A 25,143-nucleotide genomic window follows, 5' to 3' on the forward strand; every position below is an offset into this window, starting at 1 on the left:
AGGAGAGAGATGTGAAGCAGACGCAACGTCATGACGCCATTATCGATCTGGTCCGGCGTCAGGGATATGTCAGCACGGAAGAGCTGGTGGATCACTTTGAGGTCAGCCCGCAAACCATTCGGCGCGATCTGAACGATCTGGCCGATCAAAACAAAATCATGCGTCATCACGGTGGAGCGGCGCTACCGTCCAGCTCCGAGAACACCGCCTGGCAGGATCGTAAGATGATGTGGTCAGCGGAGAAAGCGCGCATCGCCGAGCGGGTAGCGAGCCAAATTCCCGATGGCGCCACGCTATTTATCGATATCGGCACCACGCCGGAAGCGGTGGCGCATGCGCTGCTTAATCACAACAATCTGCGCGTTGTGACCAACAACCTCAACGTGGCGATTCTGCTGATGGCGAAACCGGATTTCCGCGTAATCATCGCCGGTGGTGAAGTGCGCACGCGCGACGGCGGCATCATGGGCGAAGCGACGCTGGACTTCATCTCACAGTTCCGCCTCGATTACGGCATTCTCGGCATTAGCGGCATTGATATGGACGGTTCATTGCTGGAGTTCGATTATCACGAGGTCCGCACCAAACGTGCCATTATCGAGAATTCGCGCTGCGTAATGCTGGTGGTGGATCACTCCAAATTTGGCCGTAATGCGATGGTTAATCTGGGTAATATGAGCCTGATTGATTACATGTATACCGATCAAAGCCCGCCCGCTAGCGTGCTGAAAGTGATTGAACAGCACGAGGTTCATCTGGAACTTTGTTGATGTTGCATAACCCGGTCGCCATGAATGGCGGCCCTACGATGTAGCGTGCGCATTTATGCGCACCGTTTTTTTTCTTAACACGCGCATTTCCCTGTCGCTTTTTTCCGCCCCCGCAGCTTTACTTATCCATTCACCTCTTGCGCTCGCCCCGGCTTTACCGTTAACGGACACGAAGGGATTGATATGTCGCAGCAAAAATTCAATAAAACACGTTTCGACGCCGCACTGACTCGTCATTGGCAACACCTTGGACTCGCTTCCGCCCAGCAAATGACGCCGCACCAATGGTGGCAGGCGCTGAGCAGCGTGCTGGCGGAAATGCTGGCCACGCAGCCGCCCGCGCCGCCAAAGCAAGGACAACGCCACGTCAATTATTTGTCGATGGAGTTTTTGATTGGTCGCCTGACGGGCAACAACTTGCTCAATCTTGGCTGGTACAACGACGTGCAGGCCGCGCTGGCGGAGCATCACATTGAACTGAGCGAGCTGCTGGAAGAGGAGATCGACCCCGCGCTCGGCAACGGCGGATTGGGGCGCTTAGCCGCCTGCTATATGGATTCGATGGCCACCGTCGGCCAGGCTGCGATGGGCCACGGCCTCAACTATCAATATGGTTTGTTTCGCCAAACCTTCGAAGATGGCCAGCAACGAGAGGCACCGGACGACTGGCAGCGTGATCGCTATCCGTGGTTCCGTTATAACGCCGCGCTGGATGTACAGGTCGGTATCGGCGGGAAGGTGAAAGAAAACCACGACGGCAGCATTATTTGGCGACCTAACATCCTGCTGAAAGGAGAAGCCTGGGATCTGCCGGTGGTGGGCTATCGTAACGGCATTACGCTGCCGCTGCGATTGTGGAAAGCCAGTAGTGCGCAGCCGTTCGATCTCACGCTATTCAATAACGGCCAATTCCTGCAGGCCGAGCAGCAAGGCATTGAGGCCGATAAGCTGACCAAGGTGCTCTATCCCAATGATAATCATGCGGAAGGTAAACGCCTGCGTTTAATGCAGCAATATTTTCAGTGCGCCTGTGCGGTGGGCGATATCCTGCGCCGCCACCATCTCGCCGGGCGTGCCATCCGCAGCTTGCCCGATTTTGAAGTGATTCAGCTGAACGACACGCATCCGACTATCGCTATTCCAGAGATGCTGCGCGTATTGCTGGATGAACATCAACTGAGCTGGGATGATGCCTGGCATATCACCAGCCGTACTTTTGCCTATACCAATCACACATTGATGCCCGAAGCGCTGGAGCGCTGGGATGAGCGATTGGTGCGCGACGTGCTGCCGCGCCATATGTTAATTATCAAAGAGATTAATCGCCGCCTGAAGAAAAGGGTGAAGAAGCAGTGGCCGGATGATAAAGCGATGTGGCACAAGCTGGCGGTGGTGGCGGAAGGTCAGGTGCGCATGGCGAATTTGTGCGTGGTGAGCTGCTTCGCGGTGAACGGCGTCGCGGCGCTGCACTCCGAGCTGGTGGTAAAAGATCTGTTTCCGGAATATCACCAGCTGTGGCCAAACAAATTCCACAACGTTACCAATGGCATTACGCCGCGCCGCTGGTTAAAGCAGTGTAATCCGCTATTGTCGACGCTGATTGATGACAACTTGCAGGTGGAGTGGGCGAACGATCTTGATGCGCTGGCATGGCTCGCACCGTTTGCCAAAAAGAAAGCGTTTCGCCAGCAGTTCCGCACCATTAAGCAGCAGAACAAGCTGCGCCTAACGGTGTATATCAAACGTGTTACGGGCATTGATATCAATCCGGAAGCGCTGTTCGATGTGCAGATCAAGCGGCTTCATGAGTACAAACGCCAGCACCTCAGTTTGCTGCATATGCTGCACTGCTATCGCCAGCTGCGAGATCATCCCGATAACCCCGATTTCGTGCCGCGCGTGTTTATCTTTGGTGCCAAAGCGGCGCCCGGCTATTACCTCGCCAAAAATATCATTTATGCCATTAACCACGTGGCGCAGGTGATCAACAACGATCCGTGCGTTGGCGATCGTCTGAAAGTGGTGTTTATTCCGGATTACCGCATTACCGCGGCGGAGTTGATCATTCCAGCTGCCGATCTCTCTGAGCAAATTTCTACTGCCGGTTACGAGGCTTCCGGCACCGGCAATATGAAGCTGGCGCTCAACGGTGCGCTGACTATTGGCACGCTGGACGGTGCCAATGTGGAGATTGCGCAAGCGGTGGGCGAGAAGAATATCTTCATCTTCGGCAATAGCGTGGAGGAAGTGAAGGCGCTAAAGGCGGGAGGCTACAGCCCGAAAAAGCTGCGTAAACAGAATCCTTATCTGGATGGTTTGCTGAAAGAGCTGGAGAAGGGCAAGTTCAGCGAGGGCGATAAGCACGCATTTGACCTGATGTTGCAGAGCCTGACGAAGGACGGCGATCCCTGGCTGGTGCTGGCTGATTTCGATGCCTATATTGCCGCGCAGCAGCAGGTAGAAGCGTTGTGGAAAAATCAGGATGCCTGGACGCGCGCGGCGATCATGAATACCGCGCACACCGGCCGCTTTAGTTCTGACCGCTCAATACGTGATTACCAGCAGTTGATTTGGCAGGCGGCAAGATAATCGATATTCCGGTCGCCATGAATGGCGACCCTACCAATTCCGTAGGGTGCGCATTTATGCGCACCTTGTTGAAGGAGAAAGGATGACGCTCAATAAGTTGGATCAGGCGGCACAGGATGCAGGCATTGCGCTGCGCTTTATCAACGCGCATGGCGAGCCTGAAACCATCAGCGATACCACCAAACGCGCGCTGCTGGCGGTAATGGAAACGCCCAGCGGCAAAGCGCCACCGCTGCCGCCGGTGCAGGTGTTTGCCGCCCGCGCCAAACGTCAACTCACGCCGCAGGGCCGCGGGGCGTTTTCCTGGCAGCTTGAAACCGAGCAGGGCAAACAGTTCAGCGGAGATGTGCAGGGCGGCGAAGTGCTCACGCTGCCGCCGCGCCTGCCGCAGGGCTATCATCAGCTGACTCTGCATAAAGGCCGCCAGCAGTGGCAAACGCGCATCATCATTGCGCCGCGGCGCTGCTATCTGCCCGAACCGCTCGAGCAGGGCGAAAAACGCTGGGGCGCGCTGGTGCAGCTCTATACGCTGCGTTCAGAAAATAATTGGGGCATTGGCGATTTCGGTGATTTGAAGTTGATGCTGGAACAGATTGCTGCACACGGTGGCGATTTTGTTGGCCTCAATCCGCTGCACGCGCTCTATCCGTCACTGCCGGAACATGCCAGCCCGTACAGTCCAACCTCGCGGCGCTGGCTTAACGTGTTGTATATCGACATCAATCAGCTGGAGGATTTCCAACACAGCAAAGAGGGCCAGCGCTGGTGGAAAAGTGCCAAAACGCGCAAAGCACTCGAGCGCGCGCGCGCCAGCGAGTTTGTTGATTACAGCGCGGTCGCCGAGCTGAAATTAGCCGCGCTGCGTTTTGCCTGGCAAAACTATCAGCCACGCGCAGCAGACGACGCCGATTTCCAGCAGTTTATCCTTGAGGGTGCCGGGCATTTACGCTATCAGGCCGCCTTTGATGGCATTCTCGCCGAGCGCAGCCAGCAGCACCCCGATGAATGGGGATGGGCAAACTGGCCGGAAGGCTGGCGCAATGCGTTGTTGCCTGAGGTTCAGCAGTGGTGTGCTGAGCATGAAGCGGAGATCCAGTTCTGGAGCTGGCTACAATGGCTGGCGCAGCAGCAGTTCGCTGCCTGCTGGCAGCGCAGCCAGCAGCTCGGCATGGCGGTAGGTTTGTACCGTGATTTAGCGGTCGGCGTGGCGCAGGGCAGCGCAGAAACCTGGCAAGATCCGGAACTCTACAAGCTTGGCGCATCGGTGGGCGCACCGCCGGATCGCCTCGGACCGCAGGGGCAAAACTGGTGTTTACCGCCGCTCGATCCGCATGTGATGCGCGCGCGCGGTTATCAGCCATTTATCGACCTGCTGCGCGCCAATATGCGCGACTGCGGCGCATTGCGTATCGATCACGTCATGGCGCTGCTGCGATTGTGGTGGATTCCCTACGGTGAAAGTGCCGATAAGGGGGCTTATGTGGCGTATCCGGTGCACGATCTGCTGGCGATCCTCGCGCTGGAGAGTCAGCGCCATCGCTGCATGGTGATCGGCGAAGATCTTGGCACAGTACCGCAAGAGATCGTCAGCCTGCTGCGCAACAGCGGCATTTTTTCCTGGAAAGTGTTGTTCTTCGAGCAGCACGGTGATGGCAGCTATCGCCAGCCGCAGGAGTATCCACGTCAGTCGATTGCCAGCGCCAGTACGCATGATTTACCAACGTTAGGCGGGTTCTGGCATGCAGATGATTTAACGCTGGGTGACAAGCTGGGTATCTATGCTGGCGACGGCGTGCTGCAATCTCTCCAGCAACAGCGGGTGAAGCAAAAGCAAGCGCTGCTGGATGCACTGCATCAGGCTGGGTCGCTGCCTGCACGCAGCGGCAAGCGAGCTGATGGTTTGGCTTTATCTCCTGCGCTGACGTTGGCGTTTCACCGTTATTTGGCGTGCACCCATAGCGCACTACTTGGGTTGCAGCCGGAAGATTGGCTCGGCATGTCTTCGCCGGTCAATGTACCGGGCACAGTTAATGAATATCCTAATTGGCGTCGCAAGTTGAATGCCACGCTGGAAACGATGTTTACGCTTGAGGTGCAGAAGGTATTAAAAGTCGTAAATGAAGGGCGGAAAGCGGAGTAAAAACGCGCGGCAGCATCGGGTTGCTGCCGCGTGCTAAATCAGTAGTACGAGTGCTCACCGCGTTGGTGCTCGGTTAAATCGCGTACGCCTTTCAGCTCAGGGAAGGCTGCCAGCAGCTCTTTCTCGATGCCATCTTTCAGAGTGACGTCGATCATCGAACAACCGTTACAGCCGCCGCCAAATTGCAGAATGGCGATGCCGTCATCGGTGATTTCCATCAGCGATACGCGACCGCCGTGGCCTGCCAGCTGCGGGTTAATCTGCGCTTGCAGCAGATATTCCACGCGCTCCACCATTGGCGCATCGTCAGAGACTTTACGCATTTTGGCGTTCGGTGCTTTCAGCGTTAGCTGAGAGCCGAGATTATCGGTGACAAAGTCGATTTCAGCGTCATCAAGGTATGGCGCGCTCAGTTCATCCACAAAGGCGGACAGTTTTTCGAACTTAAATTCCGTATCGGAAGCTTCTACTGCATCGGGTGGGCAGTAAGAAACACCGCATTCTGCGGTTGGCGTACCCGGATTAATGACGAATACGCGAATCTGCGTGCCATCTTCTTGTTTGGACAGCAATTTTGAGAAGTGCTCTTGCGCAGCATCAGTAATAACGATCATGGCGATTGCTCAATAGTTGACTAAATTACTTGGTTATAATACGCCCAACACCGACGCTCTACAAGGTACGGCACAGGCAACCAATGTGTACGCTGGCCGCGCCGTGCGCCAGCAGGATACGGCTAATTTCCGCTACGGTACTTCCGGTCGTCACAACATCGTCGATAAGCAGGATATGGCGCCCGCGCACCGGCATTTCAAGACAAAAGGCGCCGCGCAGGTTCTTTTTACGTGCGCTGGCGCTCAATGAGTGCTGCACCGCACCGTGGCGTAGACGTCGTATGCCTTCGCGATATTCACAGTTCAACCAGCGCGCCAGCGGTTTTGCCAGCAGCGCGGCCTGATTATAACCGCGTTGCCAGGCACGACGACGATGCAGCGGTACGCTCAACACCAAATCTACCCGCGGAAGCCGGTTATCACGACGCATTGTTAACAATTTTAACAAAATCAGCCGCGCCAGCATCACCCTGAGTGCGGTTATGCGAGAAAACTTCAGCTGGTGTACCCAATCGCTTAGCGGCGGCAGGTAATCGCTCACGCAGCTCAGGCTTTGCCATGGCGGTGGATGACGAAGGCAACGGCCGCATGCTTGCATGCCAGTGGCCGGTAATCCACAGCGTGGGCAGAGTGCAGGCAGACGCGGAATCTGTTGCACACAGCGGCTGCATAATCCGTGGCTGGCGATGCGCAGCGGCAAGCGGCATAGCCAACAGAGTACCGGCATTGGTAGCATAGCGACCTCCTTTTCACTTTTCCGGAGTGTAACCGATGAGTTCGCTTTACTGGCACACCACAGGCACGGGCGATTGCGATCTTGTGCTGCTGCACGGCTGGGGTTTGAACGCCGAAGTGTGGCAAAACATAGTTCCACGACTCAGCTCGCAATTTCGCCTGCACCTGGTGGATCTGCCGGGCTTTGGCCGCAGCCAGGGATTTGGAGCGCTGACCTTAGCGGAAATGGCGCAACAGCTACTGCCACAATTACCGCAGCGTGCGGTGCTGATGGGCTGGTCGCTGGGCGGATTAGTCGCCAGTCAGCTGGCCTTAACCCACCCCGATCGTGTTACAGCACTGATTAGCGTGGCATCGTCGCCGTGCTTTACCGCACGTGATGCGTGGCCGGGCATCAAGCCCGAGACGCTACAGAATTTCCAGCAGCAGCTGAGCACGGATTTCCAGCGCACCGTGGAGCGCTTTCTGGCACTGCAAACCATGGGCACCGAACATGCGCGGCAGGATGCGCGTCAGCTGAAAGAGGTGGTGCTTTCGCAACCCATGCCATCGGTAGAAGTATTAGCGGGCGGACTGGAGATTCTGCGTCAGGACGATCTGCGTGCTGCGCTCGACGATCTTAACCTGCCGTTTCTGCGTATTTACGGTTATCTCGATGGGCTGGTGCCGCGTGGTATCGCACAGCAACTGGATACACGCTGGCCATCTTCTTCATCGGTGGTAATGGAAAAAGCGGCGCATGCGCCTTTTATCTCCCATCCGGATGCTTTCTGTCAGCAGATGCTGAATTTTGTCCGCGCAGCCACATAAACTGCCACGCAGCCAGCGTTATTGACTGGCTGCCATCCAGCTTCTCCCCGCTAATGAGATCCTGCACCTGTCGTGCCAGCGGCAGCTGTGTGGTTACGTCATGGTTGCTGAGGTTAAACACGCACAGTAAGCCGTCGCTATCGGGTTTATGGCGACGCAACACCAGCAAGGTATTCTCGCTCTCCAGCAGCGTCATCGGATTATCGGGATGAAACGCCGGCTGCCGCGTGCGCAGCTGAATCAGCGCGCTGAGGCGTTCAAATACCTGCTGGCGCAGCGGATTGCCGCCGCTAATCCACGCTTCCATGTCGCGCAGGCTGTACTTCTCACGGTTGATGGCGCGGTTGTGACCGGCGGCCCGCACGCCTTCGTTATCGTTACGTGAGCCAAGAATGCTTTGAATGTATATCGCCGGTACGCCGGGAAATGACAGCAGAATGGCATGTGCCAGCAGGAAACGGCGCAGGCGCGTATCGTCGTCGTCGTTCTGTTGATTGAGAGCATCGAAATAGGTGACGTTAATTTCGTAAGGACTGGTGGTGCCGTCGGCGTTATTTTTATAAGAGACCAGCGCGCCCTCTAACGCCAAATCGCGTACCAGCGCCACAATCTCCACTTCCGACAAAATGCCGCGCGCGGGATTCAGCCCAATGCCGTCGTGCGAGGCGAGAAAGTTAAAGAAGGTGGTGGTGCCGCCGCCTAAATCCAGCGTGTTGGCCCACTGACGCAGCGCACGCGCCGATCCCGAGTGAATGGCATGCAGCACCAGCGGCGGCAGCGAAAACTGATACACCATTTGCGCTTCATCTTTGCCGTTGCCGAAATAGCTGATGTTGTCTTTGTGCGGCACGTTGGTTTCGGTGACGATCACCGTGCCGGGCGCCACTTCATTAGCGATAGCGCGAAATAGCTTCACCAGCTGATGCGTTTTCGGCAGGTGAATGCAGGTAGTGCCAGGCGTTTTCCACATGTAGCCAACGGCGTCGAGCCGCACATAATCCGCGCCTTTGATCAGGTAATCGAGCAGCACGTCGACCATGCGAATTAACACTTCCGGGTTGGCGAAGTTGAGGTCGATTTGATCGGCGCTGAAGGTGGTCCAGATGTAGCGCGTCTCGCCGTTGGCCATCTCAAACGGCGTTAACAAGGGTGAAGTGCGCGGGCGCGTGACGGCGCTAAGATCGCTAGCGGGCGGCATGCTGATAAAGAAATCATCCCAGCCGGGATCCTGCGCGAGGAAGTGGCGAAACCACAGGCTGTGCGCCGACATGTGATTGCAGACAAAATCGAACATCAGGCGAGTTTCGCTGTGCAGCGCGCTGATGTGTTGCCAGTCGCCGCAGATCGAATTGACCTGGTGATAGTCGATAACTGAGAAGCCATCATCTGATGAATAGGGGAAGAACGGCAGCAGATGCACCAAACTAAAGGTGGATTGCAAATGCTGCTGATAAAAGCGTGAGAAGCTGGCGAGCGTCGGTTGCTCCGGTTCGCGGAACTGATCGGCGTAGCTGATCAGCACCACATCTTTCTCATCCCAGTGCGGCTTGCGCGGCAGTTTTACCGTATCGCGCGCGGCACGAATATGCGAAAGCAGACGCTCGCGCGCTGCGACAGGAAAGCTGCCCTGGTAAATGTCATCGAGTAAGGCGTTGATAATGTCCATTGAATCGCTGGGCCACGCGGGAGGTCATTTTTTCTCACAGAATTTTTAGCGTAGTTGGGCGAGGAGATTTATCAAGGCTTATGCGCGCGGAGATCGCGTTATCTCCGCGCGTTTTTAGGGCAGGAACTTAACGTTTTTTACCGAAGGCTGCGGCCAGCGCATCGCCCATCGCGCTATTGCCTGCGGACGAGCTAGCTGGTTTGCCACGGCCTTTGTTGGTAGCCGCTGGGCGCGCGGTTTCTTTGCCTGCGCTGCGGTTGCCACGCGCATTGCTTTCACCGGGTTGCTCATCCAGACGCATGGTCAGCGCGATACGTTTACGCTGCATATCCACTTCCATCACCTTCACTTTGACGATGTCACCGGCTTTCACCACCTGGTGCGGATCCTCGACGAACTTGTCGGAGAGGGAAGAGATGTGCACCAAACCATCCTGATGCACGCCGATATCGACGAATGCGCCAAAGTTGGTAACGTTGGTCACCGCGCCTTCCAGTACCATGCCAGGCAACAGATCGTTGAGCGTTTCCACGCCTTCCGCAAACTGCGCGGTTTTAAATTCAGGGCGCGGATCGCGACCCGGTTTTTCCAGCTCTTTGATGATGTCCGTCACGGTCGGCAAGCCGAAGCGCTCATCGGTGAATTCGCGTGCGTTAAGATCGCGCAGGCTGCCTGGATTGCCCATCAATTCATTTAGCGCCTGTTCGGTGGCGGCCAGAATGCGCTCGACCAGCGGATAAGCTTCCGGGTGCACCGTTGAAGCATCCAGCGGGTTATCGCCATGGTTGATGCGCAGGAAGCCGGCGCACTGCTCAAAGGCTTTCGGACCCAAACGGCTCACTTTCAACAGCTGCTGACGATTCTGGAAGCGACCGTTCTCATCGCGCCAGCTGACAATATTCTGCGCCATCATGCGGGTTAAGCCTGCTACGCGCGTCAGCAGCGCCACAGAGGCGGTGTTGAGATCGACGCCCACGGCGTTTACGCAGTCTTCCACCACCGCGTCCAGCTTCTTCGCCAGCTGGCTTTGGCTGACGTCATGCTGATATTGGCCCACACCGATGGATTTCGGATCGATTTTCACCAGTTCAGCAAGCGGATCCTGCAGGCGGCGTGCAATGGAAACCGCGCCACGAATCGAGACGTCGAGATCCGGGAACTCCAGCGCGGCCAATTCCGACGCGGAGTAAACCGATGCGCCAGCTTCGCTGACGATCACTTTTTGCGCTTTGATCTGCGGGAACTGTTTTTGCACGTCAAGGAAGAAGCGTTCGGTTTCGCGTGAAGCGGTGCCGTTACCAATTGCCACCAGTTCAACCTGATGCTTGGTGCACAGCGCCGCAACGGCCGTGGCGGCTTTCGCTGCCTGGCCGGTGTGCGGATAAATGGTGTCGGTGGCGACCAGCTTACCGGTGGCATCCACCACCGCGACTTTAACACCGGTACGCAAGCCCGGATCAAGGCCCATGGTGGCGCGCATGCCCGCCGGTGCGGCCATCAGCAAATCGTGCAGGTTACGCGCAAATACGTTGATGGCTTCATCTTCAGCGCGCTCACGAAGGGTGCCCATCAATTCGGTTTCGAGGTGCAACAGCACTTTGATGCGCCACGTCCAGCTCACCACCGCTTTGCGCCAGCTGTCTACCGGGGCGTTATTCAGGCGCAGGTTGAGGTGTTCGGCAATCAGCGTTTCGCCATAGCTTTCACGCGGGGCTTCTTCGAATTGTGGATCGGCATTCAGCGACAGTTGCAGCACGCCTTCATTGCGTCCGCGGAACATGGCCAGCGCGCGGTGCGACGGCACGCCGCTCAGCGCTTCGTGGTGATCGAAGTAGTCGCGGAATTTCGCGCCTTCCTCCTCTTTGCCTTCCACCACGCGTGATACTACATGCGCATTTTTCCACAGATAGTCACGCACTTTCGCCAGCAGCGTGGCGTCTTCCGCAAAGCGTTCCATCAGGATGTAGCGTGCGCCATCGAGCGCGGCGCGCACGTCGGCGACGCCTTTGTCGGCGTCAACGTAGCCAGCGGCCAGCTGCTCGGGAGCCTGCGACGCATCCTGCCACAGCGTTTCCGCCAGCGGCTCAAGCCCGGCTTCAATGGCGATCTGTCCACGCGTGCGACGCTTCTGCTTATACGGCAGGTAAAGATCTTCCAGCTCGGTTTTATTGAGCGTGCCGTTGATGGCGGTGGCAAGTTCAGGCGTGAGTTTGCCCTGTTCGTCGATAGATTTCAGAATCGACTGGCGGCGATCGTCTAATTCGCGCAGGTAACCAAGGCGGCTCTCCAGCTGACGCAGCTGGGTGTCGTCCAGCCCGCCGGTTACTTCCTTACGATAACGTGCGATAAACGGCACGGTGTTCCCTTCATCAAGTAAGCGTACGGCGGCATCAACCTGGTCGGCGCGTGCCTTCAGCTCACTTGCGATAATCTGGCTCAGTGAATCTTTCATCATCATTAACAATGCTTAAACAGGGTTAGAAAATAGGGGACAGTTATACGGGCTGAGGGCGAAAATTGCCAGCCGCAGGCCGGTGAATCCGTCTTTTTCTGAATGCAGCGCGCACATCCTGGCCTGCGTCTTGATGGTGGCGACGCTGTCGCTTATTGTTAGCCTCTTTGCTGTGAATAAACGCGTTGACGTCATGAAAACCCAACTGATTACCCGCGAAGGCTATAACAAGCTGCGCGCAGAACACGACCATTTGTGGAACGAAAAGCGTCCCGAAATTACCAAAATTGTCTCCTGGGCGGCTAGCCTGGGCGATCGCTCAGAAAACGCCGATTACACCTACAACAAGCGTCTGCTGCGCCAGATCGATCGCCGGGTACGCTACCTGCGTAAATGTCTCGCCGATCTGAAAATCGTCGATTACGCGCCGCAGCAGGAAGGCAAAGTGTTTTTTGGTGCCTGGGTGCAGGTGGAGAACGAGCAGGGCGATGTGAAACGTTTCCGCATTGTCGGGCCGGATGAGATTTACGGCGAGACGATGAAAGAGTACATCTCGATCGATTCGCCCATGGCGCGCGCGCTCATCAAGAAAGAAGTGGATGATGAAGTGCTGGTGAATACGCCGGAAGGGCAGAAGCTGTGGTTTGTGAACAGCATTGATTATGTGAAGGATGCGCCTTAAAGATAGGGCGCTGGTCGCCATGAATGGCGACCCTACGACGGATGTGCGCGTACGTGTTATTTGCCTGGCGCGGTCGTGGTGGTGGTTGAGGTACCACTGCTACCTTTATCGCCGCCGCCCATGGTGGCCAGGGCCACGCCGAGCAATGCACCAACGGCGCCGATACCAATAGCGTCAGAATTACCTTTCGCGGTGGTGGATGCCTGCGCGCCAGCCGCTTCGCCCGCGCTGGTAGCAGCCTGAACCTGAGTGATGCTGGTCAGCATCAGTGCGCCCAGCAGAATAACGGTTTTTTTCATCTTTCTTTCTCCACATGAACTCAATAACGGCAGGTACGACTGCAGTGTCGGAGATCGTGTTGTGATAAGAAAGAGGGGTTTATTGCCTGATTTATCTAGCTTTATTTAACGCTGGTCTTGTTTTTTTCCACTGTGGAATTATTCCGAGAGCAGATGTGCGGTACAAAGGACAGACGCGAGATTTTATGCTGCCTTTGACGCAGTACAGAGATATTCTGCACCGCAACCTTAAGTCAAATCACGCTGAATGCCGTTCTGGCCGCGATTTAATGTGTAATATTCCAGTAACAGAAAGAAAAAGCGCCGAATTTTCAGATAAGCGCTAAGCGGCTTGAAAGCACAGATAAAAAACGCGAAGCGAAGCGCATTTCAGGGCTAAAAATAAATATAAGCTGCTGTTTAATATGCTTTGTAACAATTTCGGCTAGAATATAAACCATTAATGACTGTCACACTGGGGCCTCTTTTTTTAACAATATTGGCTCAGGCAATGGCGCCTTTGGGAGTTGAACATGCAAGAGAACTACAAAATTCTGGTCGTCGATGACGATATGCGTCTGCGTGCGTTGCTGGAACGCTATCTCACCGAGCAGGGCTTTCAGGTGCGTAGCGTTGCCAACGCCGAGCAAATGGATCGACTGTTAACCCGTGAATCCTTCCATCTGATGGTGCTCGACTTAATGCTGCCGGGCGAAGATGGTTTGTCTATCTGCCGTCGTCTGCGCAGTCAAAGTAACCCCATGCCGATCATTATGGTCACTGCAAAAGGTGAAGAAGTGGATCGTATTGTGGGTCTGGAAATCGGTGCGGATGACTACATTCCTAAACCGTTTAACCCACGTGAGCTGCTGGCGCGTATTCGTGCCGTGCTGCGTCGTCAGGCCAATGAACTGCCAGGCGCGCCTTCGCAGGAAGAAGCGGTTATCGCTTTCGGTAAGTTCAAGCTGAATCTCGGTACCCGCGAAATGTTCCGCGAAGATGAGCCGATGCCGCTAACCAGCGGTGAATTTGCCGTGCTGAAAGCGCTGGTGAGCCATCCACGTGAGCCGTTATCACGCGATAAGCTGATGAATCTGGCGCGCGGTCGCGAATACAGTGCGATGGAACGCTCCATCGATGTGCAGATTTCTCGTCTGCGTCGTATGGTGGAAGAAGATCCGGCGCATCCACGCTATATCCAGACCGTTTGGGGTCTTGGCTACGTATTCGTTCCGGACGGCAGCAAAGCATGAGGCGATTGCGCTTCTCACCCCGCAGTTCGTTTGCCCGCACCTTGTTATTGATCGTTACCTTGCTGTTCGTCAGCCTGGTAACGACCTATCTGGTGGTGCTCAATTTCGCCATTCTTCCCAGTTTGCAGCAGTTCAATAAGGTTCTCGCGTACGAAGTGCGTATGTTGATGACCGATCGGCTGCAGCTGGAAGATGGAACTCAGTTGGAAGTGCCTCCGGCTTTCCGACGCGAAATTTATCGTGAGCTGGGCATCTCGTTGTATACCAACGCGGCGGCGGAAGAGAGCGGTTTGCGCTGGGCGCAGCATTACGAATTCCTCAGTGAACAGATGGGCCAACAGCTGGGTGGCCCCACCGATGTGCGCGTTGAAGTGAATAAGAACTCGCCGGTGGTGTGGCTGAAAACCTGGCTGTCGCCGGATATCTGGGTGCGCGTACCGCTCACTGAAATCCATCAGGGCGACTTCTCACCGCTGTTTCGCTACACGCTGGCGATTATGCTGCTGGCGATAGGCGGAGCCTGGCTGTTTATCCGCATCCAAAACCGACCCCTGGTCGATTTAGAACATGCGGCGTTGCAGGTGGGGAAAGGCATTATTCCACCACCGCTGCGCGAGTATGGCGCATCTGAAGTGCGTTCGGTGACGCGTGCGTTTAACCAAATGGCGGCCGGCGTGAAGCAGTTGGCCGACGACCGTACCTTGCTGATGGCTGGTGTCAGTCATGACTTGCGTACGCCGCTGACGCGTATCCGCCTTGCCACCGAAATGATGGGTGAGCAGGATGGTTATCTGGCGGAGTCGATCAACAAAGATATCGAAGAGTGCAACGCTATCATCGAGCAGTTCATCGATTATCTGCGCACCGGGCAAGAGATGCAGACCGAACGTGCCGACCTGAACAGCGTGCTGGGTGAAGTGGTTGCGGCAGAGAGCGGCTACGAGCGTGAAATTGAGAACGCGGTGATGTCCGAAGATTTAATGCTGGATATTAACCCGCTTTCGATTAAGCGCGCGCTGGCGAATCTGGTGGTCAATGCGGCGCGTTACGGTAACGGTTGGATTAAGGTTAGCAGCGGCAAAGAGCTGAACCGCGCGTGGTTCCAGGTGGAAGATGATGGTCCGGGCATTAAGCCGGATCAGCTACAGCATCTGTTCCAGCCGTTTGTGCGCGGCGATAGCGCACGCAGCACCAGCGGCACCGGCCTCGGTCTGGCAATTGTGCAGCGTATTATTGATGCGCACGACGGTTCGCTGGAGATTGGTGAAAGCGATCGCGGTGGATTACGTATTCGCGCGTGGTTGCCGATCCCCGAAGGCAGCGGCAGTACTGCGGTGGTGAGTATTAATCATAGTGTCTGATGCCAGGTGCGCATGAATGCGCCCCCTATCGGTGGATTTGTAGGGTGGGCATTTATGCCCACCTGGGTTTCACATCACAGCTGCGGACCCGCCTGCACCAGCGCTTTCCCCGCCTCGTTATCCGTGTACTTCTCAAAGTTAGTGATAAAGCGCTGCGCCAGATCCTGCGCGGCTTGTTGCCAGGCGGCTTCTGTCGGCCAGCTGCGGCGCGGATCGAGAATGGCACTCTCCACCTGCGGTAAACTTTTCGGCATCTGCAGGTTGAACACCGGCAGCGTTTCGGTCTCAACATCATCCAGCTCACCGGCCAGAATCGCGTTGATGATGGCGCGCGTGTCTTTCAGCGAGATACGCTTGCCGCTGCCGTTCCAGCCGGTATTTACCAGATAGGCCTGCGCACCGGCCGCTTCCATACGCTTTACCAGCACATCGGAATATTGTGTGGGATGCAGCGTCAGGAAGGCCGCGCCGAAGCAGGCGGAGAAGGTGGGCGTCGGCTGCGTTACGCCGCGCTCGGTGCCGGCCAGTTTGGCGGTAAAGCCCGAAAGGAAGTGATATTGCGTCTGCTCCGGCGTTAAGCGTGAAACCGGCGGCAGCACGCCAAAGGCATCGGCGGTGAGGAAAATCACCCGCTTCGCATGGCCCGCTTTTGAAACCGGCTGCACGATATTCTCGATATGCTCAATTGGGTAGGAGACGCGGGTATTTTCGGTCTTGCTGCCGTCGGCATAATCAACGCTGCCATCGGCGCGAACCACCACGTTTTCCAGCAGAGCATCACGACGGATGGCGCGATAGATTTCCGGCTCCGCCTGCTCAGAAAGATTGATGGTTTTGGCGTAGCAGCCACCTTCAAAGTTGAACACGCCATCGTCATCCCAACCGTGTTCGTCATCGCCAATCAGCTGGCGATCCGGATCGGTCGACAACGTGGTTTTGCCGGTGCCGGACAGGCCAAAGAATACCGCCACGTCGCCCGCTTTGCCGACGTTCGCCGAACAGTGCATCGACGCGATGCCCTTCAGCGGCAGCAGGTAGTTCATGATAGCGAACAGACCTTTCTTCATCTCGCCGCCGTACCAGGTGCCGCCAATCAGCTGCATGCGCTCGGTCAGGTTGAAAGCAACGAAGTTTTCGGAGTGCAGACCCTGCGCCTGCCAGTCCGGATTGGTGCACTTTGCCGCGTTCATCACCACGAAATCCGGCTTGAAGTCTGCCAGTTCTGCTTCGCTCGGACGAATAAACATATTTTTGACGAAGTGCGCCTGCCATGCGACTTCCATTACGAAGCGCACGCTCAGGCGCGTGTCGGGGTTGGCACCGCAGAACGCATCAACCACAAACAGACGTTTGCCGGAAAGCTGCTGCGTGCAGCGATCTTTCAGCGCCTGCCAGGTTTCCTGTGACAGCGGCTGGTTATCATTTTTGCCGTTGCCGACATCGTTCCACCACAGCGTGTCGCGCGTGGTGTCGTCTCGTACGATGTATTTATCTTTGGGCGAGCGACCGGTGAAGATGCCGGTATCCACGGCAATCGCGCCGCTCTGCGTCAGAATGCCTCGCGCATAACCTTCCAGCTCTGGGCGAGTTTCTTCCTGAAACAGGGTGTCGAAATCAGGGTTGTACACCACTTCGGTGGTGCCGCTGATGCCCATAGAGGCGAGGTCTTGCGATGTCAGGCCGTTAACGCGCATGTGACTGCTCCTTTAATCGGTATCTGTTACTGCGTATTTTTATGGGGGATTCTGCCTCCTGCCGCGCATAGCCGCGCAGGGCAGATCGCGCGCAGTGTACTCTTATGAGCACAGCGGAAAAGAGAAGATAGTCAGAAATGCGAGCTGGAACGTGACAAGTAGAGAAATCTGCCACTTATGTAATTAAAGTCAGCGTTATTTAGCTAATAACCGTGATAAATGATAGGGATACGTTCAGAAGGAAATGCGGGCGGATAAACCGCCCGGCAGGGAATTAATGCACTTGATCGCTATTGTTGGTTGGCGCGTTACGAATGGCAGCAATATCTACCGCATCGTAAACATAGTGCGAACCACAGTAGTCGCAGTGCATGTCGATTTTGCCATCTTCTGCGAGGATTTCGTCCACTTCTTCAACCGGCAGCGTATTCAGCACCTCGCCGCAGCGCTCGCGTGAGCAAGTGCATTTGAAGCTTACCGGTGATGGATCAAACACCGTGGCTTCTTCCTGATGATACAGGCGCCACAGTACGTCGGTGGCAGGCAACTCAATCAGTTCTTCGCTTTTTACGGTTTCGGTCAACGTGGCGAGGTGATTGAAATCATCCAGGCTTGGTTCTTGCGCAGGCAGTACCTGCAGCAAAATGCCCGCTGCGCCTTTTTCGCTGGTGCGGATAAACAGGCGGGTTGGCAGCTGTTCTGAACGCATGAAGTAATCTTCCAGGCAGCCTGCCAGGGTATCCGCTTCCAGACCCACCACGCCTTGATAACGTTCACCTTTCTCTGGTGAAATCGTGATCACCAGATAGCCGTTACCCACCATCTCTTTTAGGCTGCTATGAGGTGCGATCTCGGCATCTTCTTTCACCTGCGCCACGCCACGCAGCTCCTGGCGGTTGTTACCGTTGATCACTGCCAGCGTCAGCGGGCCATCGCCCTGCAACTGCACGGTGATATCGCCATCAAACTTCAGCGTAGCGGTTAGCAAGCTGGTGGCCACCAGCAGTTCGCCCAGCAAGGTTTTTACCGGCTCGACGTAGTCGTGATTTTTGATCATTTCACGCCAGGTTTCCGTCACGTTAACCAGCTCGCCGCGCACGGCGACATTTTCGAACAGGTAACGGTGCAGTTGATCGTTTGCAGACATAGTGTTTCTCACGTTGGGGGCGCGTTATTTATCGCCCGACAATTTAAACTTCATCAGATCGCGGCGCTCTTTCTTATCCGGGCGGCGATCGGGGTGCGGCATGGTTAACGCATTCATCTTGCGCGCTAGTGCGGTTTTCTCACGCTTTTCGATACTGGCGTCGGTTTCGGCATACAGCGTTTGCGCTTCAGTTGCAGGACGACGTTGATCGGTGACCGCGGTGATCACCACGGTGCGTTCGTCATTGCCCTGGCGCAGCGTCAACTCGGCGTTTAGCTCCACTAATTTGCTGGGCTTGCTGCGCTGACCGTTGTAATGCACTTTGCCGCCTTCCACCATTTCGCGCGCCAGCGCACGCGTTTTGTAGAAGCGTGCGGCCCACAGCCATTTGTCGAGGCGGACGCCTTCGCTGATTTTTTCTTTCATTGCGGCTCCTGCTTTAACGCAGCGTCTCACACAGTTGACGATAATCTCGTACCGCCGGATGACGCTGGAAAGATTGATCGGGCCGACCGGAATCCGGATTGCTGACGCCTAAGCACCAGCGAATGCCCCAGCTTGTCGCCGCATCCAGAATCGCTTCGCTGTCATCAATGAATAGCGTGCGCGAACTATCAAACGCGGTGTGCTGCTGGACGGCCTGCCAGAGACGCGGATCCTCTTTCGGATATCCAAAGGTATGGGTAGAAAGTAATAAATCAAGGTGGGCAGCTAATCCGGTCTGCTCCAGCTTCACATCAAGATTATAAGGATGCGCATTGGTTAACAAAATGGTGCGTTTGCCGGCGGCGCGCAGCGCCTGCAGCAGCGGCAGGGTATCTTCACGCATCGCCGCGCGCTGGCGCTTTTCCAACGTCATGGCACGAATATCCAGCGCCAGCTCCTGCGACCAGTAATCGAGACAATACCAGTTTAGCGTATGCACCACGGCCTGATACTTCTGCTGAATAAGCTGATGCGCTTCGCTCAGCGTGATAGCGCGCTCACGGCTCAGCGTTTCAGGAACGTGTTCCAGCCAGAAGTGACGATCGAAAGCGAGATCGAGTAGCGTGCCGTCCATATCCAGCAGCACGGTATCAATCTCTGACCAGTTAAGCGTAACCTGCATTTTCGTTCTCGCCGCAAAAAAGTGGGCGACAGGGTAGCACAGAAGGGGAGGGCTCAGAACAGCGAGCGCACGCTCTGCATCGTGTTCAGATTGTGGTTGAAGCACTTGTCGTAATACTGCTGGATTTCGGCCATACGCAGACGATTACGATGAATGCGACGCAGCGCCAGCAAGCCGTTGATGACCGCGCTGGCAATCAGCACCAGCATCAGCAACGCGGTGCCTAAATAGCGCCATTGCGCCATGGCATCCGGCTCATTATGCAGTGCGATATGGCGCGTGCCGTTGGCATCGGTGGTAATGCTGGTGATGATGCCGCTGGCGGCGAAAGGCGTATGCAGCAGCATTTCCGACATGCGCTGTAGCTCGCGCCACTGCGAGGGGGCGTCAAGATCAAACAGCGATACTGATGGCTGCGGCTGCGTCACCATCTGGCGGCCTTCATCACTGATAATCAGGAAGCCACCCGGCGGCGGGCTATTGAGATTTTCCGCAGCGCGACGCGTTTCACGCGAGAAGAAGGTTGACGTCGCGGTGTTGACCAGGTTTTCCAGCGCTTCCGCACTTACCGGGCGCAGCAGCACGTTCATGCCATTAAGTTTGCCGGAATCTGCGCGGTGGATCAGCGAATCCCAATCTTTGGCGTTACCGAGGTTCACCAGCGCATTTTTCAGGCGCACGCAATCCTGTTGCTGGCTGCACAGCTCTTGCGTTTTCAGTACGAGATCGGAGAAATCATCCAGCAGAATCATGCCGGATTTTTGAATTGCCGAGGCTAGCTGCGGATTAAGTTTTGGATCGGTATTGGTTTCCGGATGCAGCTGGCGCGTGGTGGTATCAAGCAGCGCCGCGGCTTTATCGATAATATCGGACTGCGGCAGGGGCAGCGCAGGCGCGTTGTTCCAGTAAATGGCTGAGCAGTCGAACGGCATGTAAGCGTAGCTGCGGTTGCTTTGATAGTTACCTGGCACCGAACACATGCCGGTACCGCCGACTTTCAGGCTGTCACCAATGTGTAAGGGCAGGGCATTGAGTTTGTCTACGCTGTTGACCTCAATGCTTTCAGTGCCTTTCACCCATGCAAAGCTGAGTTTGAGCGGCATGCTGAGGGGAATCCAGGTAAAGAGCATTACCAGCACCAGCAGCGAACCGCACGCCAGCACCAGATTTTTACGCCAGCGCTGTACCGGGAAGTTACGCACTTCGTCCTGCAGTGACAGGAAACGCCCCTGACGCACCACCTGACGATTAAGGTACATCTCCACATCGGTGGTCTGGCCTAAATCATGCGCCACATAAGGCTGCCAGTGCGCGGGGTAGATGAGATCGATAATGCCGAGGGAGATATTGCTCTGCTCCTGGTTTGATTCCCCGAACAAGCCCCAGCGCTTTGGCGCACCGCGCAGACAGTGCACGTCGCGCAGGCCTTTCGCACCCGGGAAGCGGTAGAGAAACCATAGGCTGACGGCGATCATCAGGCAGCCGAGCACCGCAATCCACACCATTAAGCTGCCGGGCAGCACCAGACTAAGGAAGAACAGCAGGAAAGCGAAACAGATCGCTACCGCTTCGCGCGTGCCGTCTGCGCGAGATAGCTGATACTCTTCGGCGGTCTCTTTGCGCACCTGCAGCAGTTCAACGTTTTCGCTCTCTTCTTTACGAATTGAAGCGTTGGTTGATATAGGGCGCACCAGCGGGGGCAGTGCCGGTTGTTCAATCGCGTAATTCACCAGCGAATGGCCGTTAAGCGAAATCACCAGCGGCAGGGTTTGCGTGCGAATCAGTTCAACGTAGTTTTCATCCGCGATGTACTGCTCCCACAGCGGCGGCAAATGCACTTCTACTTCATCGAGATAGTAGCGCCATTTCTGCGGATCGTCGGTGGAGAGGCCATAGCGTGTAATCGCGCGGGTGACGGGATAAACATTATTGCTCTGCGCGGTGAGCGTTAACGCTTCGGATTCACGCGGCTTCTTTGCGGATCGTGAACTCTGCTGGTCATGCTGTTTTGCCAGTAGCGCAATGTACTTTTCTACCGCGCTGCGTTCTTCATCGGTGAGTTTGCGATTTGGAGGACTGATAAACGGCAGCGGTTTCGCCAACGGCGGACGATGCCGCATAGCGTACCAGTAGCCGATACCTGCAAGTAACGAACAGGCGAGCATGACAGCCAGAATGACAATGTAAGTGCTCATGCTTTGCTCAATCCAGCCAAAAAACTGCCTTCACGTTTACGATGTACTCCCGATGAATCCATCAATACAAGTCAATTTTGGCGAGCAGATGTCATTCTGACAAGGGAAAAGTCAGATAAAATAACGCGCAAAATCATTTAATTATAGTTTGTTAGATTATTCCTTAACGGGATGTTAACGAGCTGCGACTCAATTAAAAATCGGTATTTTCTGAATTTAACAAAACACCGTTGACTTATTGTGAATTTTTAACTTCATAGATAACAAGAAGTTGTTAGTAGCAGTAAGTGGATATGTGTCACCATAGTTTACCTACACGGTGAGTCGCACAATGGTTCGGGCTTAGGTATGCTGGCGTCATCACGTTTCACAGGGTTGTGCTAAGTTTGAGGCTGATATGAAAACCCCCATGAAAAAACCTGACATCCTCAATGTGGAAGCGGTTGCCCGCTCCCGCTTATTCACTATTGAAGCGGTCGACCTCGCTTTCAGCAATGGCGAGCGCCGTGTCTATGAGCGTATGAAGCCTTCCGATCGTGAAGCAGTGATGATTGTGCCAATTATCGGTGATGACGTGATCCTGATTCAGGAATACGCGGTAGGCCTGGAAAGCTACGAACTGGGTTTTCCTAAAGGGCTGATCGATCCCGGCGAGAGCGCATTTGAGGCTGCCGATCGTGAATTGAAAGAAGAGGCGGGATTCGGTGCCACTAAGCTGGAAGCGCTGGGCAAGCTGACCATGGCGCCGTCTTACTTCTCCAGCAAAATGAATATTGTGGTGGCGGAAGGCTTGTACGAAGAGAAGCTGGAGGGCGATGAGCCGGAACCGTTGATTGTCTATCGCTGGCCGTTGAAGAATCTGCTGGCACTGTTGGAAGAACCCGACTTCCGCGAAGCACGTAATGTCAGCGCTCTGTTTATGGTGCGTGAGTGGCTGGTGAAGCAGGGCCGTTTAAGCTATTAACATTGCAGTCTCGTCTAAAAAAGAAAGCCGGCAGATTTGCCGGCTTTTTTGATCAGAACAGTTCGTGGCTTTGGCCATTGTCCATGATGGTAGTGCCGACATCATGAACCGAATATTCCGTTGGCTGCGTACCGTTGATGAAATACTCCTGGCGCGAGTTACCGCCATTGGCCAGTTTGCCGGTACTGCGATCAATATTAACAGTGACCACGCCATCTGGCGGAGTCAGCGGTTGCACCGGTACGCCTTCCAGCGCTGATTTCATATAATCGTCCCACGCAGGTTGCGCACTCTTCGCGCCGCCTTCGTAGCCGGAGATTTGATCCGGAATCGCACCTGACATGGTTGAACGACCCAGTGCGCGTGAATCATCAAAGCCAATCCACACCGACGTGACAACACCCGGGCCGTAACCGGAGAACCACGCATCTTTCGAGCTGTTAGTGGTACCGGTTTTACCTCCGATATCATTACGTTTCAGGTCGCGGCCCGCGCGCCAGCCCGTTCCCATCCAGCCGGGTTCACCAAAGATATTACTGTTCAGCGCGCTCTTGATCAGGAACGACAGTGGCGTATTAATGACGTGCGGTGCATATTGCTGATCGCCACCCGATTGCGGTTGCGCAGGCACCTGCTCAAGTTCTGGCTGCGGCACGGTCTGGTTCTGCGACTGATCGGAGGTGGCAACATTCTCTATGCTCTCTTCATTCAGTGCGACAGACTTTTTCGTGTCGCCATAGATCACCGGCAAGTTGCACTGCGGGCAGGCAATTTTGGGTTTCTCTTCGAAGATCACGCCGCCTTGTTCATTCTCAATCTTAGTGATGAAGTACGGATCGACCAGGAAGCCGCCGTTAGCCATTACGGCGTAGCCGCGCACCACCTGCATTGGTGTGAACGACGCCGCGCCTAACGCTAACGATTCGGTATGCACGATGTTCTGCGCCGGGAAGCCGAAACGCTGCAGATACTCTGCCGCGTAATCAACGCCCATCGCACGCATCGCACGCACCATCACCACGTTTTTCGACTCGCCCAGGCCCTGACGCAAACGAATCGGACCAGCGTAAGTTGGCGGTGAGTTTTTCGGACGCCAGTCGGCACCTGCACCGGCATCCCAGCGCGAAATCGGCACGTCATTCAAAATGGAAGCCAGCGTTAAACCGCGATCCATCGCTGCGGTATACAGGAACGGTTTAATATTGGAACCGACCTGACGCAGCGCTTGTGTGGCACGGTTGAACATGCTCTGGTTGAAGTCGAAGCCACCGACTAACGCGCGAACAGCACCATCTTCTGGATTGAGCGAAACCAGAGCGGAGTTCACCACCGGCACCTGAGCCAGCCACCAGGCATTGTCTACCTTGCGTACCCAAATCTGCTGGCCCGCTTGCAGCACCTGCGTCAGGCTGCGCGGTGTGGGTCCCTGAAGCGTATCCGATTTGTAAGCACGCGCCCATCGCACGCCCGCCATTCCTATGGAAACACTGCTGCCATCTTTCAACGTTGCAGTGGCTTCTTCGGCATTAGCACTGGTAATCACGGCTGCGTTGAGTGGACCGTAAGTAGGAAGATCTTTCAGGGCCTTAAGAATTCGGGTTCTATCCCAACTGGCTTCGCCTGGTTTCCACAGCACATTGGTCGGACCGCGATAGCCGTGGCGCATGTCATATGCCAGCACATTGTTACGCACGGCCTGCTGCGCGGCTTCCTGCAGACGACGGGTGACGGTGGTATAAACCTTATAGCCATCTTCATACGCGCCATCACCGTAGCGCTTCACCATCTCCTGGCGCACCATTTCACTCAAGTAAGGTGCTGAGAACGCGATTTCCGGGCCGTGATAGCTGGCCGTCAACGGCGTGTTGCGGGCTTCGTCATACTGCTGCTGGGTGATGTAGTTTTGATCCAGCATACGCGCCAGCACCACATTACGACGTGAAAGCGCACGCGCGTGAGAATAAAGCGGGTTGAAAGTCGACGGTGCCTTTGGCAATCCGGCAATCACTGCCATTTCGCTCAGCGACAGCTGATCAATCGATTTGCCAAAATAGACCTGCGCTGCAGCGCCAACGCCATAAGCGCGATAGCCGAGATAGATCTTGTTGAGGTACAACTCAAGAATTTCATCTTTGCTTAGCAGCTGTTCGATGCGAATGGCCAGGAACGCTTCCTTAATTTTACGCATCAAAGTGCGTTCCGGACTGAGGAAGAAGTTACGCGCCAACTGCTGGGTAATGGTACTTGCACCCTGCGAAGCATGGCCGGACATCAGCGCGATACTGGCTGCACGAAAGATGCCCACCGGATCAACACCATGATGCTCGTAAAAACGGCTATCTTCGGTGGCAATAAACGCTTTGATGAGTTCAGGCGGCATCTGCTGCAGCGTCAGCGGGACACGACGCTTCTCACCATACTGGGCGATCAGTTCGCCATCTGCGCTGTAAACCTGCATAGGGGTTTGCAGGCGCACATCTTTCAATGTGTTCACATCGGGCAGCTGCGGCTCTATGTATTTGTACAAACCATAAACCGTGCCGGCTCCCAGCAAGATGCAACACACTGCAAGGATCAATAAATACTTTACGAACTTCACCTGAGAATTCCCATCTGTTGTCGTTTGAGCAGTTTATAAGCAACCGCGCGGTAGTATAAAGACAAGCCTGACGCTTTGATATACCC

Annotated in this window: 19 protein-coding genes; 8 read left to right on the forward strand and 11 right to left on the reverse strand. The window is 55.4% G+C overall.

Going from position 1 to position 25,143, the window contains the following annotated elements; genetic code table 11:
• The first annotated feature begins 11 nt into the window (after positions 1–11).
• The 3 genes from AAGR08_RS00470 (at position 12) to malQ (ending at position 5,499) form a co-directional block, all read left to right on the forward strand.
• Positions 12–770 (forward strand): DeoR/GlpR family transcriptional regulator, encoded by a 759-nt coding sequence (locus AAGR08_RS00470; RefSeq protein ID WP_008107931.1) that lies wholly within the window; start codon positions 12–14, stop codon positions 768–770.
• A gap of 183 nt (positions 771–953) precedes the next feature.
• On the forward strand, positions 954–3,359 hold the full coding sequence (malP, locus tag AAGR08_RS00475; RefSeq protein WP_345827904.1) for a maltodextrin phosphorylase: 2,406 nt from the start codon (positions 954–956) through the stop codon (positions 3,357–3,359).
• Between the two features lie 82 nt (positions 3,360–3,441).
• Positions 3,442–5,499 carry a 4-alpha-glucanotransferase gene (gene malQ, locus AAGR08_RS00480; protein ID WP_345827906.1) on the forward strand — a complete coding sequence of 686 codons (2,058 nt, stop codon included), beginning with the start codon at positions 3,442–3,444 and terminating at the stop codon, positions 5,497–5,499.
• A 38-nt stretch (positions 5,500–5,537) separates the two neighbouring features.
• Here malQ and nfuA read toward each other — a convergent pair whose 3' ends face one another.
• Together nfuA and gntX are read right to left on the reverse strand one after the other, a co-directional pair.
• Positions 5,538–6,113: a Fe-S biogenesis protein NfuA gene (gene nfuA, locus AAGR08_RS00485; protein WP_007892316.1), complete on the reverse strand. Its 576-nt coding sequence runs from the start codon at positions 6,111–6,113 to the stop codon at positions 5,538–5,540.
• A 58-nt stretch (positions 6,114–6,171) separates the two neighbouring features.
• Complete coding sequence (gntX, locus tag AAGR08_RS00490) at positions 6,172–6,849, reverse strand: DNA utilization protein GntX (RefSeq protein ID WP_345827910.1); 678 nt, start codon at positions 6,847–6,849, stop codon at positions 6,172–6,174.
• A 35-nt stretch (positions 6,850–6,884) separates the two neighbouring features.
• On the opposite strand from gntX, the gene bioH reads away from it, so the two are divergent.
• On the forward strand, positions 6,885–7,658 hold the full coding sequence (bioH, locus tag AAGR08_RS00495) for a pimeloyl-ACP methyl ester esterase BioH (protein ID WP_345827911.1): 774 nt from the start codon (positions 6,885–6,887) through the stop codon (positions 7,656–7,658).
• On the opposite strand, the gene AAGR08_RS00500 is transcribed toward bioH, so the two are convergent.
• Positions 7,597–9,324 carry an alpha-amylase family glycosyl hydrolase gene (locus AAGR08_RS00500; protein ID WP_345827913.1) on the reverse strand — a complete coding sequence of 576 codons (1,728 nt, stop codon included), beginning with the start codon at positions 9,322–9,324 and terminating at the stop codon, positions 7,597–7,599. The two genes, bioH and AAGR08_RS00500, sit on opposite strands and share 62 nt — an antisense overlap.
• Before the next feature lie 127 nt (positions 9,325–9,451).
• Entirely contained in the window at positions 9,452–11,779 is a 2,328-nt protein-coding gene (locus AAGR08_RS00505) for a Tex family protein (protein ID WP_345829946.1), read from the reverse strand.
• A 190-nt stretch (positions 11,780–11,969) separates the two neighbouring features.
• Between AAGR08_RS00505 and greB the strand changes: the two genes are divergently transcribed.
• Positions 11,970–12,458: a transcription elongation factor GreB gene (gene greB / locus AAGR08_RS00510; RefSeq protein ID WP_097097636.1), complete on the forward strand. Its 489-nt coding sequence runs from the start codon at positions 11,970–11,972 to the stop codon at positions 12,456–12,458.
• A 56-nt stretch (positions 12,459–12,514) separates the two neighbouring features.
• On the opposite strand, the gene yjbE is transcribed toward greB, so the two are convergent.
• Positions 12,515–12,757: an exopolysaccharide production protein YjbE gene (gene yjbE, locus AAGR08_RS00515; RefSeq protein WP_345827915.1), complete on the reverse strand. Its 243-nt coding sequence runs from the start codon at positions 12,755–12,757 to the stop codon at positions 12,515–12,517.
• 512 nt (positions 12,758–13,269) lie between these two features.
• On the opposite strand from yjbE, the gene ompR reads away from it, so the two are divergent.
• Together ompR and envZ are read left to right on the forward strand one after the other, a co-directional pair.
• Positions 13,270–13,989, forward strand: coding sequence for a two-component system response regulator OmpR (gene ompR / locus AAGR08_RS00520; protein ID WP_001157751.1), 720 nt, complete (start codon positions 13,270–13,272; stop codon positions 13,987–13,989).
• Positions 13,986–15,350 carry a two-component system sensor histidine kinase EnvZ gene (envZ, locus tag AAGR08_RS00525; protein ID WP_097095779.1) on the forward strand — a complete coding sequence of 455 codons (1,365 nt, stop codon included), beginning with the start codon at positions 13,986–13,988 and terminating at the stop codon, positions 15,348–15,350. The genes ompR and envZ overlap by 4 nt, the downstream gene beginning before the upstream one ends.
• A gap of 74 nt (positions 15,351–15,424) precedes the next feature.
• Here envZ and pckA read toward each other — a convergent pair whose 3' ends face one another.
• The 5 genes from pckA to AAGR08_RS00550 all read right to left on the reverse strand — a co-directional run bounded on the left by pckA (position 15,425) and on the right by AAGR08_RS00550 (position 21,494).
• The gene (pckA, locus tag AAGR08_RS00530) at positions 15,425–17,044 is read right to left on the reverse strand and encodes a phosphoenolpyruvate carboxykinase (ATP) (RefSeq protein WP_345827922.1); all 1,620 of its coding nucleotides are present in this window, start codon (positions 17,042–17,044) and stop codon (positions 15,425–15,427) included.
• Between the two features lie 274 nt (positions 17,045–17,318).
• Positions 17,319–18,191 carry an Hsp33 family molecular chaperone HslO gene (gene hslO, locus AAGR08_RS00535; RefSeq protein ID WP_097095781.1) on the reverse strand — a complete coding sequence of 291 codons (873 nt, stop codon included), beginning with the start codon at positions 18,189–18,191 and terminating at the stop codon, positions 17,319–17,321.
• Positions 18,192–18,215: 24 nt separating this feature from the next.
• Entirely contained in the window at positions 18,216–18,617 is a 402-nt protein-coding gene (hslR, locus tag AAGR08_RS00540; RefSeq protein ID WP_097095782.1) for a ribosome-associated heat shock protein Hsp15, read from the reverse strand.
• 13 nt (positions 18,618–18,630) lie between these two features.
• Positions 18,631–19,299: a GMP/IMP nucleotidase gene (gene yrfG, locus AAGR08_RS00545; protein ID WP_345827924.1), complete on the reverse strand. Its 669-nt coding sequence runs from the start codon at positions 19,297–19,299 to the stop codon at positions 18,631–18,633.
• A 53-nt stretch (positions 19,300–19,352) separates the two neighbouring features.
• Positions 19,353–21,494 (reverse strand): intracellular growth attenuator family protein, encoded by a 2,142-nt coding sequence (locus AAGR08_RS00550; RefSeq protein WP_097095784.1) that lies wholly within the window; start codon positions 21,492–21,494, stop codon positions 19,353–19,355.
• 397 nt (positions 21,495–21,891) lie between these two features.
• Here AAGR08_RS00550 and nudE point away from each other — a divergent pair, with 397 nt between their 5' ends.
• Positions 21,892–22,458 (forward strand): ADP compounds hydrolase NudE, encoded by a 567-nt coding sequence (gene nudE / locus AAGR08_RS00555; protein WP_345827925.1) that lies wholly within the window; start codon positions 21,892–21,894, stop codon positions 22,456–22,458.
• Positions 22,459–22,510: 52 nt separating this feature from the next.
• On the opposite strand, the gene mrcA is transcribed toward nudE, so the two are convergent.
• A complete protein-coding gene (mrcA, locus tag AAGR08_RS00560; RefSeq protein ID WP_097095786.1) occupies positions 22,511–25,057 on the reverse strand; it encodes a peptidoglycan glycosyltransferase/peptidoglycan DD-transpeptidase MrcA in 2,547 nt (848 codons plus the stop codon).
• Between the last annotated feature and the right edge of the window lie 86 nt (positions 25,058–25,143).

This window comes from Pantoea sp. BRR-3P (assembly GCF_039621635.1).
Classification (GTDB): Bacteria; Pseudomonadota; Gammaproteobacteria; order Enterobacterales; family Enterobacteriaceae; genus Pantoea; species Pantoea floridensis.

Bases quoted from the DNA above. Each gene is read 5' to 3' on its own strand.
- bioH (WP_345827911.1), top strand. From the start codon at position 6,885: ATGAGTTCGCTTTACTGGCACACCACAGGCACGGGCGATTGCGATCTT.
- pckA (WP_345827922.1), bottom strand. From the start codon at position 17,044: ATGCGCGTTAACGGCCTGACATCGCAAGACCTCGCCTCTATGGGCATC.
- greB (WP_097097636.1), top strand. From the start codon at position 11,970: ATGAAAACCCAACTGATTACCCGCGAAGGCTATAACAAGCTGCGCGCA.
- envZ (WP_097095779.1), top strand. From the start codon at position 13,986: ATGAGGCGATTGCGCTTCTCACCCCGCAGTTCGTTTGCCCGCACCTTG.
- AAGR08_RS00550 (WP_097095784.1), bottom strand. From the start codon at position 21,494: ATGAGCACTTACATTGTCATTCTGGCTGTCATGCTCGCCTGTTCGTTA.
- AAGR08_RS00500 (WP_345827913.1), bottom strand. From the start codon at position 9,324: ATGGACATTATCAACGCCTTACTCGATGACATTTACCAGGGCAGCTTT.
- hslR (WP_097095782.1), bottom strand. From the start codon at position 18,617: ATGAAAGAAAAAATCAGCGAAGGCGTCCGCCTCGACAAATGGCTGTGG.
- nfuA (WP_007892316.1), bottom strand. From the start codon at position 6,113: ATGATCGTTATTACTGATGCTGCGCAAGAGCACTTCTCAAAATTGCTG.
- malQ (WP_345827906.1), top strand. From the start codon at position 3,442: ATGACGCTCAATAAGTTGGATCAGGCGGCACAGGATGCAGGCATTGCG.
- ompR (WP_001157751.1), top strand. From the start codon at position 13,270: ATGCAAGAGAACTACAAAATTCTGGTCGTCGATGACGATATGCGTCTG.
- yrfG (WP_345827924.1), bottom strand. From the start codon at position 19,299: ATGCAGGTTACGCTTAACTGGTCAGAGATTGATACCGTGCTGCTGGAT.
- gntX (WP_345827910.1), bottom strand. From the start codon at position 6,849: ATGCTACCAATGCCGGTACTCTGTTGGCTATGCCGCTTGCCGCTGCGC.
- AAGR08_RS00505 (WP_345829946.1), bottom strand. From the start codon at position 11,779: ATGATGAAAGATTCACTGAGCCAGATTATCGCAAGTGAGCTGAAGGCA.
- malP (WP_345827904.1), top strand. From the start codon at position 954: ATGTCGCAGCAAAAATTCAATAAAACACGTTTCGACGCCGCACTGACT.
- yjbE (WP_345827915.1), bottom strand. From the start codon at position 12,757: ATGAAAAAAACCGTTATTCTGCTGGGCGCACTGATGCTGACCAGCATC.
- nudE (WP_345827925.1), top strand. From the start codon at position 21,892: ATGAAAACCCCCATGAAAAAACCTGACATCCTCAATGTGGAAGCGGTT.
- hslO (WP_097095781.1), bottom strand. From the start codon at position 18,191: ATGTCTGCAAACGATCAACTGCACCGTTACCTGTTCGAAAATGTCGCC.